This window comes from Kitasatospora sp. NPDC001175 (assembly GCF_053598215.1).
Genome location: NZ_JBSFJU010000031.1, coordinates 79,540 through 94,883, shown reverse-complemented (window position 1 = coordinate 94,883; position 15,344 = coordinate 79,540). Strand labels below are relative to the sequence as shown.

The window sequence follows — 15,344 nt, the reverse complement described above, 5'->3', positions numbered from 1 at the left end:
GTGATGCCGGTGTGGATGAGGTGGTGGGCGAGGCGGTTGGCGTGCTCGTCGAGTTCGCGGGCGGTGAGGGTTCCGCCTGGGTGGGTGAGTGCGGGCGCGTCCGGGTCGGCGGCGACGCGGGCGGCGAACAGTTCGGGCAGTGTTGCGGCTGGTAGATCGCGGGTGGTGTCGTTCCACCGCTCGATGACCAGCTCGCGTTCCTCGGGGCTGAGGATTTCCAGCTTGCTGATGGGCAGGTCGGGTTCGGTGGTCGCTGCTTCGAGCAGGCGCACCAGGCGACCGGCCAGCCCTTCCACCGTCGACCGCTCGAACAGATCCGTGCTGAACTCCAGATCGACGTCCAGCCCGCCCGTTGACTCCTCCGTCCCGGACACCGTGAAGGCCAGGTCGGCTGCTGTCACCCCGATCCGGTGCTGCCAGATCTTCCGTCGATCCGTCAGCAACACCTGGAACAGCGGATGCACCGCTCCCGCGCGCTCCGGGTCGAGTGCCTCGACCACGCGGTTGAACGGGACGTCCTGATGGGCGAACGCGGTCAGGTCGAGCACCCGCACCCGCTCGACCAACTCGCGGAACGACGGATCGCCGGACGTGTCCGTCCTCAGCACGAGGGTGTTGGCAAGGAGACCGGACCGCGCTGGGGCGGCGGCGCCGAGGGGGATGTCCGTGCCCGCGCCGAGGCGTGTGAGCAGGATGGCGATCGCCGCCTGCAGGACCATGAAGGTGCTTGCGTCTGCGGCTCGGCCCAGGTCAGCGAGTCGGTCGTGCAGCTCGGGCGCGACGCGGGCGTCGACGGTGTCGGTCCGCCCCGAGGGCGCGTTGGGGCGCGACCGGTCGAAGGGCAGCGAGAGCTGCTCGGGGAGGCCGTCCAACTCCTTGATCCAGAAGGAGAGTTGCTCGTCAAGCTGGCCGTCGGACATTCCCGTCGTGCCCTCGACGAAGCGCAGCAGGTCCGCGAGACCCGGCAGGCCCGGGGCATCCGGCCCGCCAGCCGGCCGGATGCCGACCGCAAGCCTCTCCACCGGGCCCAGCCCGTGGGCGTCGGCCGCCACGCGGCAGGCGTTCGCGATCCGCCGGGACAGTCCGACGAGCCCGTCGGCGGAGTCGACCGGGATGCTCACCGACACCGACACCGACACCGACGCCGACACCGGCTCCGGCGCCCCGGTGGCCGTCGCCCTCACCTCGCAGACGACCTCGGTCGCGCCGGCAACCTCGTGCAGGTACGCCGCGACGACGGCCGCCGGCGTCATGCGCCGGGTCAGCGCAGGGTCGGCCCCATCAGCCGTGCCGGTCTTGCCGTCGGAGCGGGTGCCGAAATCCGTAATGCTCGTACCCGGTGCGTCCTCCGCGGGCCGCAGCGTGAAGACGGCGGTGGGCGCGGTGCCCTCCCGATCCGCCGACGCCGCGGCGTAGAGGTCCACCGCACGCTGGGCGATCAGCCAGCGGGTGTGTTCGTGCGCCGAGAGCCCGGTCATCCGCAGTCGCCGGACCGTCCGGTCCGTACCGGCTTCGGTCAGCTCGACGCCGAACGGGAGATCGCAGCTGTCCGTGAACTCGCCCCAGGCCTGCCGGAAGGCCGCGTCGAGCAGGTCGGTCCGGACTTCCCCGCATATTTCGATGAATCCCGCATTTTCCCCGGCGATGGCACCCGAAAAGAATTGTGTGACCTTCATGCGAAACCCCCGTGAAGCCTTGATCAAATGAGCGTGCCACCGCACACGAACGCAACGCGGGCACGGCAAACGGCAGACTTGTGAATCAAGGCTAGGTGGGGTGACCTAGCGCCGGTCCCAGCATTGGGCCGGACGCGATGTCAGGGGAACGTCAAATACGTCAGGCGTGGGTCAGGTTGCTGGTGCAGCCGCTCGCGCTGGTGAGCACTGCGTCAAGCTGGGCGGCGACCAGCGTGCCGATGGGGTACGGCGCGAGCTTGGTCTCGGCCGCGAAGGCCTCGCACAGCGGGCCGAGCGACAGGTGGGCGTGCTCGGCGGACCGGCCGAGGATGTCGTCGCGACCGCTGTCACCCGTGTCCCCGCACGCCGACGGCTCTGGGAACGCCCGCTGCCACATGCCCAAGGCCCGCAGTGGCAACAGCCGGGCCCCGTCGTGGACGGCGCTCCACAGTGCCTCGGCCAGGACCGGGTCCGTCGGGCGGGCGAGACCCACTTTGGCGGTCCAGACCGCGGCGGACAGCCGGGCCAGCCGGACGGTGTCGCGCACGGCCGGGACGAAGGGGCTGTCCGGGGTGGCGCGGTCGGCGGCGTCGAGGGCCACCTCGACCGGGGCGAGGACGTCGAGCAGACGCGCGGCCTCCCGGCCGATCGCCGCCGTCCACGCCTCGGTGGTGACCGGTGCGGGAGGCCGCTGGACGTGCCACTGCGGGACCTCGGCGATGACCCCCCAGGTGCCGTGGCGCTGGGCGGCGTAGTGGAGGCTGCAGAGCCCGTGCTCGGGCGGTCGGTCGGGCCCGGCGCCGGCGTGCAGCGTGGCACTGCCGGGGAGGACGTGGACACCGGCGGCGGGGGAGTCCCAGCCGATGGTGTCCATCGAGACGGTCTCGACCGGAAGGCCGTGGGCGGCCGGGATCCGGGCCAGTTCGGGGACGACCCGGGTGTCGTTGCGGTCGATGATGTAGAAGGCGCCGCCGAGGTCGCTGTTGTGCAGGGAGCACATCACCTGCGGCCGCAGGACGTCGATCGCGGCCATGACCGCCACCGTCTCCGGCAGGGGCCGATCGAAGCGGGCGCCGGGGAGGTCGAGCGGGAAGGTCCACTCGGGTTGGGCGGCGAGCCCGGGACGGTAGAAGTGCCGGTGATAGGAGGTGACGTCCAACTGGCCGGTGTACCAGGCCTCGTTGAGCCGGGCACCGTCGAGGTCCCAGCACGGTAGGACGTGCCAGGTGAACGGGGCGACCGCCGGGTCGCCGGCGCGGATCGCGGCGCCGACCAGGCGAACCAGCTCCCAGGCCGTCAGCAGGCCCACCGGCTCGTTCGGGTGCGGGCCGGCCAGTACGAGGATGCCGCGGGGGCCGGTGCCGAGGGAGATCAGGTCGAGGGGCTCTCCTGCGCGGGAGACGCCGAGTCGCCGGACGGTGCTGTCGGGGACCGCCTGCGCCTCGGCCCGGATGACCCGTAACGCGTCGTCCACGGTGGGGAAGTGGTCGAAGGCGCGGACCTGGCGGACCAGGTGCGCGAGTGGTCCGAGCGTTCCACCCATGTCGCCATCCTTGTCCGCGCCGGGCCCGGGACTTCTCAGTCCATTATGCCCGGATTACGGGATGCCAAATCACCTTTGGAATAGACAGAAATGTCATAGGGTCATATGTATTTGGCGAAGGAGTCTGGCGGCTGCCGCGCTGCCGCGCAGTTCGCCCTCCTCGGTGAAGACCTTCCAGGCATGGCGAGCGGACCTGGCGGCCGCGGCCACCGCGCCGCGCTCCAACTGGGCGCGGGCGGCGCGCATCAGCAACCAGCCCGTCGCACGCGGTTCACCGGGCCGTTTCGGGTGCGGAGCTCTGTCGTCCGCCGCGCCGTCTTCGTCACGACGTGCCGCATCCGAGCCGTCGTTGAAGCAGGGCGGGGTGAGGTGCAGCAGGTGGCAGAGCCGGGCCGCCTGCCTCGGGCGGCCGAGGCGGTGGGCGCGCTCGATCACGTGGCCGGCGAGCTCCCGTTCGGCGGGGCCCCAGGCGCGAGGGTCAGCCAGTCTGCGGGCCCGGTCCTGCGGGAGCACCTGGTCGGCCGGTGCGTCGTCCGGGGGGAGTGGCAGCCGTGGGCGGAGATCGGGGTGGCGGGCCTCGGCGATCTGGAGGAAGGCGCCGAGCAGTCGGCGAAGCGCCTCCACGGATTGCGCAGCGGGCTCGGCGGTGGCCAGCTCCTCGGCGTAGGCGAGGAGCAACTCGTGTACGCGGTACCGGCTCTCACCGGTCCGAGGGTCCGGTTCTGCGTTCAGCAGGCTCGCACGGAGCAGCTGTTCGGCCACGCCCTCGTCGTCCGGCGGCCCGATCAGTGCGGACAGCACCCAGGACGGGATGACGTTGCTCGGTAGCAGGCCGATCAGCCGGAAGGCGTTTTGGGCGGCGGGAGTGAGCCGTACGTACGCGGCCCGGACGGCGGCGCGCAGGCGCAGCGAGTCGACCTCCAGCGCGTCGAGCCGCCACTTCCGTCGGGCCAGCCGGTGGGCGAAGGCGGCGAGCGTGGTGTCCGGTCGGGCCACCAGGCGGGCACCGGCGATGCTGAGGGCGAGCGGGAGCCCGCCGCACAGTTCGACGATCCGCCGCGCGGACTCGCGGTCCTCGGCGGCGCGGCGGCCGGCCACTGCGGCGAACATCCGCTCGGCGTCGGGGGCGTCGAGCACGTCCAGGCGGACCTGTTCGGCGCCCGGGAGTCCGGCGATCACCCGGCGGCAGGTGACCAGGAAGGCGCAGCCGGGCGTGCTCGGCAGCAGTGGCCGGATCTGGTCGAGCTGGGTGGCGTCCTCGAGCAGCAGCAGCACTCGACGGCCGGCGAGCCGGGCACGCAGTGCGGCCGCCCTGGCGGGCAGGGAGGCGGGGATGGACTCGGGGGCGGCGCCGGAGAGCCGGAGCAAGTCGCCGATGTGCTCGCCGGGTGCGAGGTCGTCCAACTGCACGTACCACTGACCGTCGGGGAAGTGGTCCCGCAGCTGGTGGGCGACCCGCACGGCCAGCGCGCTCTTGCCGATCCCGGGTGGTCCGGAGACCAGCGCGACCGGGACGCCGGGGGTCTCCGTGGGGGTGAGGGCCGCGGCCAGGGCGCCGGTCTCGTCCGAGCGCCCGACGAACACCGGTGGGGGAGACGGGAGTTGGCACTGGATCTGCCAGGCAGGATCGAGTGCGGCGCCCGGACCGGCGGGCCCGGGTACGCCCCCGCGCAGGATGTGCCGCTGCATACCGCGCAGTTCCTCGCCGGGTTCCAGGCCGTAGGTGTCTAGCAGCAGGGTGCGCACCTGCAGGTAGCAGTCCAGCGCCTCGGCCCGGCGACCGTCCTGGTGAAGCGCGCGCATCAGCAGGACCCAGAGCCGTTCGCGCAGGGGGTACCGGGCGGTGAGCGCGCGCAGCTCGCCGAGCAGGGCGGTGTGCCGGCCGAGGTGCAGCTCCAGTTCGATGCGGTCCTCGACGGCCCGGTTCTTCTCCTCGGTGAGCAGGACGACCTCGTCGCGCTGGAGCCGGTCGGACGGGACGTCGGCCAGCGCGGGTCCGCGCCACAACTCCTCGGCGGCCCGGAACCGGTCTACGGCGGCCGTGGTGTCGCCGTCCTCCTCGGACCGGCGGGCCTCGGCGACGGCGGTGCGGTACGCGGAGAGGTCGAGGGCGCCGGGCGGGAGGTCGAGCCGGAACCCGCCGGGAACGGTCCGCAGCCGGGCCGCGCCGCCGACCTGGTCCTGCATCAGCTTGCGCAGGCGCATGAGGTAGACGTACAGCGTCTCCTTGGCGGTCGGGGGCGGGGTTTGCGCCCAGAGCCACTCGATGAGCTCGTCGGTGGACACGACCCGCCCCGCGTGCAGCAGCAGACCGCCGAGCAGGACCCGCTGTTTGCCCGCGCTGGGACGGAGGACGCCCTTGGGCCCGGCGAGTTCGACGGGGCCGAGGACGTGGCCCGTGACCCGCCCCGCCTCCGGCCGGCCCTCCGGAACGCCCGTCCCCGGTGCCGACCCGCTCATCCGCGCCTCGATGTGTGCATCGGTAGGCCCCCCGACCCGTCTCGCCACCTCGTGCCCCCGGGCCGATGCTAACAAGGACGATCAAGGGGGCGGATCGCCTGCGGCGGACGGCGGGGGCGGGGCAGACTTCCTTCCCGGTTCGTGATGCCACCCACAGTGGCTTGCTCCAGCCGGAGTTGACCCGGGATCATGACGCACGGGACGCCGGTTGACGCCGTTTCTGGTGCTGTTTAGCCTTTGACGGAACGGATGACTTCGGACCGGCCCACGGGGTGACACGGCCGGCGAGGTCACGTGCGACACGGATTTCCCGGCACAAACCGGGACCGGGTTTCGCCGGCATCCAATTCATCGCCTTCCCCGCGTGGTTTCCCGGGCGTCGGCGCGGCGCCCCGCCGTGCCCGTCACAGCGAACCGGGCCACAGCGAACCGGCTCACACCGAGGAGAGACACAATGGCGACCAACCCCTTCGAGGACGAGCGCGGCACCTACCTGGTGCTGGTCAACGACGAGGGCCAGCACTCGCTCTGGCCGGTGTCCATCGAGGTGCCCGCTGGCTGGGCGAAGGTCCACGGTGAGGACACCCGCCAGGCCTGCCTGGACTACATCGAGGCGAACTGGACCGACATGCGGCCCAAGAGCCTGGTCGAGGCGATGGACTCGGCGAGCGCCTGAGCCCGGATCCACCGAGCTGATTCCGGGAGGGGCCTCCCGGCGCACCCGGGCTGAGCCGCCCCGGGGGTGTGGCGGCCGGGCCGCCGCACGGTACGCCCGCCGCACCCGCTACGGCGCATAACGATCATTACTGGCCGGAAGAAGATCTTCCTATTGGACACCCCGGCGGAAGCCGTGTTGGCATGGGCTCACTTCTGTGGATTCTCGCCCGGTCCACTCCTCTTCAGCAAGGAGCCGTCGGAATGGAAAAGACCGAAACCAGCGAAGAGATGCACCGCCTCTTCAATCGGACCGCAGGAGTTTACGACCAGACCGGCGTCGAATTCTTTGTACCGGTCGGCCGTCGGCTGGTCGAATTCGCCGGATTGTCCGCCGGGGAATCCGTGCTGGACGTCGGCTGCGGCCGCGGGGCTGCCCTCTACCCGGCGGCGGTGACCGTGGGTGCCGGCGGCGAGGCGGTCGGCATCGACATCTCGGAGGAGATGGTCAGGTTCGCGGCCGAGGGGGCCGACGAGCGCGGCCTGTCGCAGGTGAGCACCACGGTGATGAACGGTCAGGCGCCGGAGTTCCCGGCCGGCCGGTTCGACGCCGTGATCGCCAGCCTCAGCCTGTTCATCTGGACCAAGGGTGCCGCCGAGCTGAAGCCCTACCTTCCGCTGCTGCGGGCCGGTGGCCGTTTTGCGATCAGCACGCCCTCGTTCTTCCCGACCGAGGGCGGGCGTTGGGGTCTGATGCCGGAGGTCGTGGACGACCTGCTGATGCCGTACATGCGGCCGGCCCGCGCCGCCGAGGACCGGGACTTCCCGTTCGCGAGCGTCGGCAACAACTGGCTGATCAGCGCGGAGTCGGTCGAGCGGGAGCTGACCGAGGCCGGCTTCGTCGAGGTGGAGGTCCTCGAGGAGCCGTTGCCGCTGGTCGTCGAGTCCGGGGCGCAGTGGGTGCTGTGGACGCGCACGACCGGGATGCGCCGGTTGTGGGAGAAGATCGAGCAGCTGGGCGACGGCGGGCTGGCCGACGAGGTGGCGGCCCGGCTGGACGCCCTGAAGGACGACCGCGGTGTGATCACCGTGCCGGTGCCGGTCACGTACATCCGCGCGCGCGCCCCGCAGGCCTGAGCAGGCCCTGGGGGCCGCACGCGTCAGCACCGGTGAACATGGGGGAGAGAGATGGCGGTAGAGCTCGGTGCGGACTGGCCGGTGACGACCGACTGGCCGTTCGCCGCGAGGGAGGCCGAACTCGCGGAGATCGAGCGCTCGGTGGACACCGGGGTGGGCGTCCTGCTGGTCGGTGACGCGGGCGTCGGCAAGAGCGCGCTGCTGCGTGCTGCGCTGGCCCGGGCCGAGCGGGGCGGCGCCCAGGTGGTGCGCCTGGAGGAACTGACCGAGCCGCCGCTCGCCGCGCTGCCCGGTCACTCCCGGGAGGCGCGCCGGGCCGGGCACCCGCGGGGCCGGTGCCGCAGCGGCGCCAAGCGGCGCGTGATCGCCTGGGCCGACGACCTCCACCTGCTCGACGGCGCCCGGCTCGAACTGGCCCACCGGCTGGTGAACGCCGGTCAGGTCGTGCTGCTGGCTGCCACGCCGTCGCATCGCCCGCTGCCGGACCTGATCCGGCAGCTCTCCTTGAAGAAGCTGATCCGCCGGCTGACCGTCGGCACGCTGGACCGGTCGGGCACCGCCAGGGTGCTGGCCGCATGGCTCGGCGGGCCGGTCGCGGCCGATACGGTCGAGGAGCTGTGGACCCTGACGCACGGCAGCGCCCTGGTGCTCCGGGAGCTGACCGAGCACGCTCTCGCCGAGGGCAGCCTGCGCCAGGTGCAGGACAGCTGGCGGTGGCCCGGGCTGAGCGGTGCGCCGGACAGCCGGCTGGTCGACCTGGCCGAACTGCTGCTCGGGGAGCTGGACCAGGACGAGCGTGAACTGGTCGGCATGCTGGCCCTCGCCGGACACCTGGAGGCCGGGCTGCCGGTCGTCGCCGGGCTCGGCGAGGCGGCCGAGGCGCTGAACCGTCGGGGCGTGGTGGTCACCGAGCGGTCTGGGTTCCGCCTGTCGCTGCGCCTGGCGTATCCGTTCTGCGCGGCCGTCGTCGCCGCCTCGCTGCCGGAGCTGACGGCGCGTCGACTCCGGCAGCGGATCGCCGACGCGCTGGAGGACACCGGCGCACGGCGGGCCGGCGACGCGGTGCGGATCGCCCGGCTGCGACTCGCCACCGGCTGGATCCCGGAGCCGTCGCGGCTGCGGGCCACCACCCTCGGGGTGCTGCACGACCAGGACTACCCGCTGGCCGAACGGCTGTGCCGCGCCGCCCTAGCGGCCGGAGCGGCCGCAGCGGACCCGCGGTGGGAGCTGCTGCTCGCCGAGGCCGTGATCGGCCAGGCCCGGCACGCGGAGGCGGAGGCACGGCTGGCGCGGACGGCGGGGACCGCCGCGCCGGCCGGGTTGCTCCGGCTGCGGGTGCTCAACCTCGCCTTCGGGCTGCGCCGGCCGGCGGAGGCCGAAGCGTTGGTCGCGGAGGCCGAGTCGGGCCCTGCGGGCTCGGTGGCCGGGGCCGGCGAGGTGGCGGACGCCCGGTCGCTGCTGCGGCTGCTGGCTGGCCGACCGGACGGGATCCGGGAGGCCGGGTCGCCCGCCGGCCTGGCCGTGCTCGCCCTTGCCCGGCACGAGCTGGGGGACGACGAGGGCGCGTTGGAGGCCCTGCGCGACGCGCACGAGGACGACAGCGAGGCACGGTTGGAGCGACTGGTGCTGGCCGGGCGAATCGCCCTGCACACCCGCGGGGAAGCCGAGGCCACCGCGCTGCTGGACTGCCCGGACGGGGACGACGACGGGCCCCGGCACCGGATGCACGTCGCGCTGCTGGAAGCCCGGATCCACCGCGGCGCCGGACGCACGGCCCGCGCGGTCGACCTGCTGCGCCAGGCCGCGGTGTACCGCGGGCCCGACGAGTGGCTCGCGACCAGGGCCGAGCGACTGGCTCAACTCGCCGGCGCGCTGGCCGAGTCGGGCGAGAGCGCGGAGGCGGCGGCGGTGCTGGACGAGGCCCGCGCCGCGGTCGAGTCGCTGCCGTACCCGGTGGCGGCGGACGAGGTGGCGCTGGAGCACGCCCTGGTGCTGGCGCAGCTCGGCGACCGCACCGCCGCGGCGCGCCAGGCCCTGAAGGTCGCCGAACGCGCGGGCGCGGCTGGCCGCCGCACCCAGGCGCTGGCCGCACTGCACCTGGCGGCCCGGGCGGGCGCGGCCGCCAAGGCCGCGGCGCTGCTGCCGCCGGACCCGCCGGCCGGCAGCGCCGCCCCCGCCGGCCTGTCGGCTGCCCGGGCCGCGCACGTGCGAGCGCTGGCGGACGGCGACGGCGACGCCCTCGACGCGACCGCCGCATGCTTCGAGCGCCTGGGCCTGCTGCCGCTGGCGGCAGAGGCGGCGGCGATGGCAGCCCGGGCACACCAGGCGGCGGGAGGGCACCGCAAGAGCCGCGCGTCCCGGGTCAGGAGCAGCGAGCTGGTCTCCCGCTGCGACCACGGTCTGCCGGACTGGGCCGTCGACGAGGGGCGGCGCGAGGTCGGTGCCCAGACCGAACTCACCAGCCGGGAAAGGGAAGTGGTGACCCTGGCGGTCTCCCACCTGTCCAACCAGGAGATCGCCGCGCAACTGGTGCTGTCGGTGCGTACGGTCGAGAACCACCTCTACCGCGCCTACGCGAAGCTGGGCGTGGCCACCCGGGGCGAGCTCGCCCACCGCCTGGTGAAACGGCCCGGGCGCACTCACTGAGCCGGAGCCCGGACATCGGTACGGGCCGAGGAGGACAACAGGGAGAGGGATCGGGACGAGGACCGCCGGGTCGCCCTGAGCGACCCGGCGGCCTTGTGCGTTCAGCCGACGGCGGGCTCCGCCGGGGTGGCCTCCAGGGCCTTGACGACCAGGGCGTTCCAGCTCGCGAAGGTCGGGATCCCGGCCAGGTCACCGAAGCCCAGGTCGGCGCCCGCGCGGCGGAACCGGGTGATCAGGCGCATGATCTGCAGGGAGCCCAGCCCCAGCTTGATGAGGTTGGCGTCGTCGGTGACGTCCTCCACCGGCACGTCGATCAGCTCGGCCAGGTGCGTCCGCAGTTCCTCGCCGACGAGTGGGGCGGTCTTGGTGGGGTCGGGGGCGGTCATGCTCGTTGCGGCCCTTTCTGGCGTACGAACGAATGGGAACGGGTGGGTTCTACTCGCCCTCGGGGTCGGAGAGGATCTCGACGATCGCGCAGCCGGCTTCGAAGCCCGGGCTGCCCGTGAAGATCAGCACCTTGTCGCCGGGGCCCGCCTGGCCGCTGCGCCACACGTACTCCAGGCCGATGAAGACGTCGGCGGCGGCGATGTGGCCGACCTTCTTGGTGTGGTCCCAGATACCGCGCTCCAGCTCCAGGCCGAGCGGGTCGAGGAACTGGTCCCGCAGAGCGTCCAGGGTGGCGCTCGGGTGACAGACCCGGGTGATCTCGTCCAAGGTGATGCCGGCGTCCTTCAGGGCGATGTCGAGGGCCTTCTGCATGACCTCGCCCGGGTGAGCCATCGGCGGGGTGTTTCCGGCGGCCCACTCCTCCATCCAGAACCGGACCCGCGCCTCGAAGTCCATCTCCCGGCCGACCGTCACCGCCGGCGGGAAGATCGGTTCGCTGCCGCGGTGCAGCGCCTCCATGCCGGGCGCGGAGTGCGTGCCGACCGACAGCAGCCTGGCGAAGCCGCGCTCGCGCGACACCGTCACGGCCGCGGCGCCGTCGCCGAAGATCGACAGCCGCGAGGTGGTCCAGCGGTTCACCAGCGGGGCGGAGTAGTTGTCCGCGGCGGTGAGCAGTACGGCGGACTTCTCCGGCTCGTAGGCGAGCCGGTGCGCCGCCAAGGCCAGGCCGGTCAGCATGCCCTGGCAGCCCTGTCGGAGCTCCATGGCGGTGATCGGCTGACGCAGCGTGTTCTGCAGGATGTAGTGCTGCGGCGACCAGCCGTCGGGACCCTGGTGGTAGGCGGAGGCGTGCACCAGGGCCCCGAAGTCCTCGGGGGCGTGGCCGGACCGGCGCAGCGCGACCTCGGCTGCCTTGACCGCCATCTCGGGCGCCGACAGCGTGTCGCTGATCGCCACCGATTCCAGCCCGGAGGCCTGGCGGGTCGCCTCGTCGTACCAGCCGTTCGCGACGGCCTGCTCGGTCGTCACCAGATCCGGCACGTAACTGCCGATCCCCGACAGGTAGACGCTCTCTGCCCTCATCGTTGTTTCCCTTCTGCTCCGGCCGTAGCCGGATGTGACCGTTCTCACGTTCGGTTTACACACCCGCCAGTATCAGGCGATCACGAAGGCTCGGGTGGACGCCTGAGTAGTCGGTACTCAGATTGCGGTGCGACCCCGAAACCCCCCATCGGGATGGGTTCGGAGCTCGAGCTTTCTGGGGTGACTGGACGTCACGGTTGTAATGGAGTGGGCGCGTTGTCGGTTTCACGGCGTTGGCGAAGCGAGACACGATTTCGGATGGCCAAGGCGTTTGGAGTTGTTGATTGCAACCGAAGCCGCGTCCGCATGCCGCCCTCCCCGATCTCCGCCGTCACCCGCGCGTTCCGCCCCCCCTGCTCGAACCCGTGGACCTGGCCGGCAAGGTCGTCACCTTCGACGCCTCCGCGCCACCCGCGCGCCGTCACCCCGCGCGAGGACGCCTCGAAGATCCGCGCCGGCAACTCGCTCTGCCCATGGCCGGCCTGTGCCGCACCGCCCTCGCCGGCCGGTGCGACCACGTCACCGCAGTCGATCACCAACGGCCACATCCCGTCCGCACGCTCGACCTGATCAAGCCCGCGCCGTGCGGATGCTCGCGCCCGAAGGGGTGGATCCGGGGTGTGCCGGACCGGAACTGTTTCGGGTCGATTCGACGTCATTTGACGTCTGTGTGGCGTCGTGCGGCGACGTTCAGGGTTCGCTATGCGAACGGGAGTTGACCAAAAACCTGATGACTCGCTTGTTATGCTGCAGACGCCTGCAACGGGGAGGGCACTAACAAGCATGTCAGCGGCCATGTGCTATGGCCGCTGACCGGGCTGTCGTACCCCTGGTCAGGCTCTGGGCGATGTTCAGTTCTGAGTGGGCCGTTCAACTGGGGGAACAGTGATCAAATCTGTATCGACGGTTCGTCAATCGCCAGTAAGATACGACGCTTTCGATCCGCGGTACGTCGAGGAGGAGTCGGCTCCTCCCTGGTCGGCCAGCGGGTCGATGCCCGCGGTGTGGCGGGTCCTGGTGGTCGAGAGCGACACCGAGGACGCGGAGTTCCTGGTTCGCGGGCTGCGCCGACACGGCCACACGGTGTCCCGGGTCGACACCGGCAACGCCGCTCTCAGCGCTTACGGAGCCGCCGACTTAGTGCTCCTGGACCTCGAACTCCCCGACCTGGACGGGCTGGAGGTCTGTCGTCGGGTCCGCTCCGCCGGCCCGGTCCCGATCATCGCGGTGACCGCCCGCGGCACCGAATTGGACCGCGTCCTGGGACTTCAGGCCGGAGCCGACGACTATCTCGTCAAGCCCTACGGATTCCGTGAGTTGCTCGCCCGTATGGAGGCGGTGATGCGCCGGGTGAGAGTCCCGGCCCAGATGCACCCCGTCCATGCCGAGCCTCCCTCGGTCGTCTCGCGCGGCGGCCTTCGCATCGATGCGACGACCCGTCAGGTCAGTCTGAACGGCCGGCCCGTCAAGGTGACGCGCAAGGAGTTCGACCTCCTGTTCATCCTCGCCTCCAATTCCGATGCCGTCGTTCCGCGCAAGCAGTTGATGCAGCAGGTGTGGGGGGACGTCTGGTCACGCCGGACCATCGACACCCACGTGAGCAGCCTGCGCAACAAGCTCGGTGCGAGCGACTGGATCGTCACCGTGCGCGGTGTCGGTTTCCAGTTCGGCCGTTCCTGAGCGCGGCCCGCCCGGAGCGGGCGGGCCGCACCCGATGCGCAACGTTAGAGGCGGCTGACTGTCGCCGCGAGGCGCGGTGTGAAATCTGTGCAACATCTGCCGAGGAATTGACATTCATCTAACGCTGGTCAGGTTCTCCTGAAGCGCCTGACAGAGCCTGACGTAGTTTCACCGCGATCTGAATCTTGGTTCCTTGAACCACTCCGCCCCGCGCGGTGAGACTGGTGTCACGACCCGGCGCCAGCGCGCCTGGCCCGCCCCTCTGCGCGGCCGACCACGTTGGGTCCGATCCTCATTCACCACTCAGCCTTGGAGACGCCCATGTCCGAGTCCGCACAGCCGCAGGGGTTCACCGACGAGGCCGAGCTGCGCCGGATCAACCGGGCGACGGTCGAGAAGTACATGGCCACCAGGGGCCAGGACCGCCTGCAGCGCCACACCCTGTTCACCGAGGACGGCATCGGCGGTCTGTGGACCACCGACACCGGCGCCCCGATCGCCATCAACGGCCGGGACCGCCTCGCCGAGCACGCCGTCTGGTCGCTCAAGTGCTTCCCCGACTGGGAGTGGTACAACGTCCAGGTCTTCGAGACCCAGGACCCGAACCACTTCTGGGTGGAGTGTGACGGTCGCGGCAAGATCCTCTTCCCCGGCTACCCCGAGGGCCACTACCAGAACCACTTCCTGCACTCCTTCGAGATGGAGAACGGGAAGATCAAGCGCGAGCGGGAGTTCATGAACCCGTTCGAGCAGCTGCGAGCGCTCAGCATCCCCGTCCCGGAGATCAAGCGTGAGGGCATCCCCACCTGACCCCGGCTTCTTGCCGCTTTCCCCTTGGCACCAGACCGCACCCCCGGCGCCACATTGGAGACGCTCGTGGAGAACGTGTTGAGTGACATCCGAGTCCGACCAGCCTTGCACCAGCCCGACTGGCCCGACCCCGCGCAGGTCGAGCTGGTGCGGGAGACGCTCCTCTCGCGCCCCGCCCTGGTCCGGGCGGGCGACCTGGCAGTCCTGCGCGAAGCCCTGGCTCGGGTGGCCGCCGGCGAGGCCATGGTGGTCCAGGCCGGTGACTGCGCGGAGGACCCGGCCGAGTGCACCGCCATGGACGTCTCGCGCAAGGCCGCGCTGCTCGACCTGCTGGCCGGCACCCTGCGAATGAACGCGCACAAGCCCGTCGTCCGGGTGGGCCGCATCGCCGGTCAGTTCGCCAAGCCGCGCTCCAGCTCCACCGAGACCGTCGGCGACATGGTGATCCCGACCTTCCGGGGCCACATGGTCAACGCCCCGGAACCGAATCCGGACACCAGGCGGCCCGACCCGCTGCGCATCCTGGCCGGCTACATGGCCGCCGCCGACATCGTGGAACACCTCGGCTGGCGTCGGCACGGCGCCGGCCAGGACCCGGTCGGCCAGCAGGTGTGGACCAGCCACGAGGCCCTGCTGCTCGACTACGAGATCCCGATGCTGCGCACCGACGAGCGCGGCCGGGTGTTCCTCGGTTCCACCCACTGGCCGTGGATCGGCGAGCGCACCCGCCAACTCGACGGCGCCCACGTGGCGTTGCTCGCCGAGGTGAGCAATCCGATCGCCTGCAAGGTCGGCCCGACCATGGAGCCGGAGGAACTGCTGGCCCTGTGCGAGAAGCTCGACCCCGAGCGCGATCCCGGCCGGCTCACCCTCATCGCCAGGATGGGCGCCGAGCGCATCGCCGAACGGCTGCCCCGGCTGGTCACCGCCGTCCGTGCCGCTGGGCACCCGGTGATCTGGCTGACCGACCCGATGCACGGCAACACCGTCACCGCCCCCGAGGGCAACAAGACTCGGCTGGTGGAGACCGTCGTCCGTGAGGTGCTGCGCTTCCAGGAGGCCGTGGCGGGGGCCGGCGGCGTCTGTGGCGGCCTGCACCTGGAGACCACCCCCGACGACGTCACCGAGTGCGTCATGCACGAGGAGGACCTGGGCCGGGTCGGCGACAAGTACACCACCTACTGCGACCCGCGGCTCAACCCGCAGCAGGCGATCTCGGTGGTTTCCGCCTGGAACGGCTGACCCCTGGGCACGCACGAGCCACCGAG

At 71.7% G+C, this 15,344-nt stretch carries 11 protein-coding genes; 6 read left to right on the top strand and 5 right to left on the bottom strand.

What is annotated here, in order from left to right:
- The 3 genes from ACWDAK_RS22540 to ACWDAK_RS22530 form a co-directional block, all read right to left on the bottom strand.
- Positions 1-1,676 (bottom strand): condensation domain-containing protein (locus ACWDAK_RS22540; RefSeq protein WP_427395837.1); only part of this gene is annotated, 1,676 nt, incomplete at its 3' end.
- A gap of 160 nt (positions 1,677-1,836) precedes the next feature.
- Complete coding sequence (locus ACWDAK_RS22535; protein ID WP_344639942.1) at positions 1,837-3,219, bottom strand: M14 family metallopeptidase; 1,383 nt, start codon at positions 3,217-3,219, stop codon at positions 1,837-1,839.
- Positions 3,220-3,312: 93 nt separating this feature from the next.
- Positions 3,313-5,679 carry an AfsR/SARP family transcriptional regulator gene (locus tag ACWDAK_RS22530; protein ID WP_427395838.1) on the bottom strand — a complete coding sequence of 789 codons (2,367 nt, stop codon included), beginning with the start codon at positions 5,677-5,679 and terminating at the stop codon, positions 3,313-3,315.
- Between the two features lie 454 nt (positions 5,680-6,133).
- Here ACWDAK_RS22530 and ACWDAK_RS22525 point away from each other — a divergent pair, with 454 nt between their 5' ends.
- The 3 genes from ACWDAK_RS22525 (at position 6,134) to ACWDAK_RS22515 (ending at position 10,116) form a co-directional block, all read left to right on the top strand.
- On the top strand, positions 6,134-6,355 hold the full coding sequence (locus tag ACWDAK_RS22525; RefSeq protein ID WP_344639940.1) for an MbtH family protein: 222 nt from the start codon (positions 6,134-6,136) through the stop codon (positions 6,353-6,355).
- 242 nt (positions 6,356-6,597) lie between these two features.
- Positions 6,598-7,470 (top strand): class I SAM-dependent methyltransferase, encoded by an 873-nt coding sequence (locus ACWDAK_RS22520; protein ID WP_344639939.1) that lies wholly within the window; start codon positions 6,598-6,600, stop codon positions 7,468-7,470.
- Between the two features lie 51 nt (positions 7,471-7,521).
- Positions 7,522-10,116 carry a LuxR C-terminal-related transcriptional regulator gene (locus tag ACWDAK_RS22515; RefSeq protein WP_427395839.1) on the top strand — a complete coding sequence of 865 codons (2,595 nt, stop codon included), beginning with the start codon at positions 7,522-7,524 and terminating at the stop codon, positions 10,114-10,116.
- A gap of 101 nt (positions 10,117-10,217) precedes the next feature.
- Here ACWDAK_RS22515 and ACWDAK_RS22510 read toward each other — a convergent pair whose 3' ends face one another.
- Together ACWDAK_RS22510 and ACWDAK_RS22505 are read right to left on the bottom strand one after the other, a co-directional pair.
- On the bottom strand, positions 10,218-10,502 hold the full coding sequence (locus ACWDAK_RS22510; RefSeq protein ID WP_344639937.1) for a phosphopantetheine-binding protein: 285 nt from the start codon (positions 10,500-10,502) through the stop codon (positions 10,218-10,220).
- A 49-nt stretch (positions 10,503-10,551) separates the two neighbouring features.
- Positions 10,552-11,586, bottom strand: coding sequence for a ketoacyl-ACP synthase III family protein (locus ACWDAK_RS22505; RefSeq protein ID WP_344639936.1), 1,035 nt, complete (start codon positions 11,584-11,586; stop codon positions 10,552-10,554).
- A 993-nt stretch (positions 11,587-12,579) separates the two neighbouring features.
- Here ACWDAK_RS22505 and ACWDAK_RS22500 point away from each other — a divergent pair.
- From ACWDAK_RS22500 to ACWDAK_RS22490, 3 genes are all read left to right on the top strand, one after another.
- Complete coding sequence (locus tag ACWDAK_RS22500) at positions 12,580-13,266, top strand: response regulator transcription factor (RefSeq protein ID WP_344639945.1); 687 nt, start codon at positions 12,580-12,582, stop codon at positions 13,264-13,266.
- Between the two features lie 321 nt (positions 13,267-13,587).
- Positions 13,588-14,076 (top strand): PhzA/PhzB family protein, encoded by a 489-nt coding sequence (locus ACWDAK_RS22495; RefSeq protein ID WP_344639935.1) that lies wholly within the window; start codon positions 13,588-13,590, stop codon positions 14,074-14,076.
- Positions 14,077-14,142: 66 nt separating this feature from the next.
- Positions 14,143-15,318 carry a 3-deoxy-7-phosphoheptulonate synthase gene (locus ACWDAK_RS22490; protein WP_344639934.1) on the top strand — a complete coding sequence of 392 codons (1,176 nt, stop codon included), beginning with the start codon at positions 14,143-14,145 and terminating at the stop codon, positions 15,316-15,318.
- The last annotated feature ends 26 nt before the right edge of the window (positions 15,319-15,344 follow it).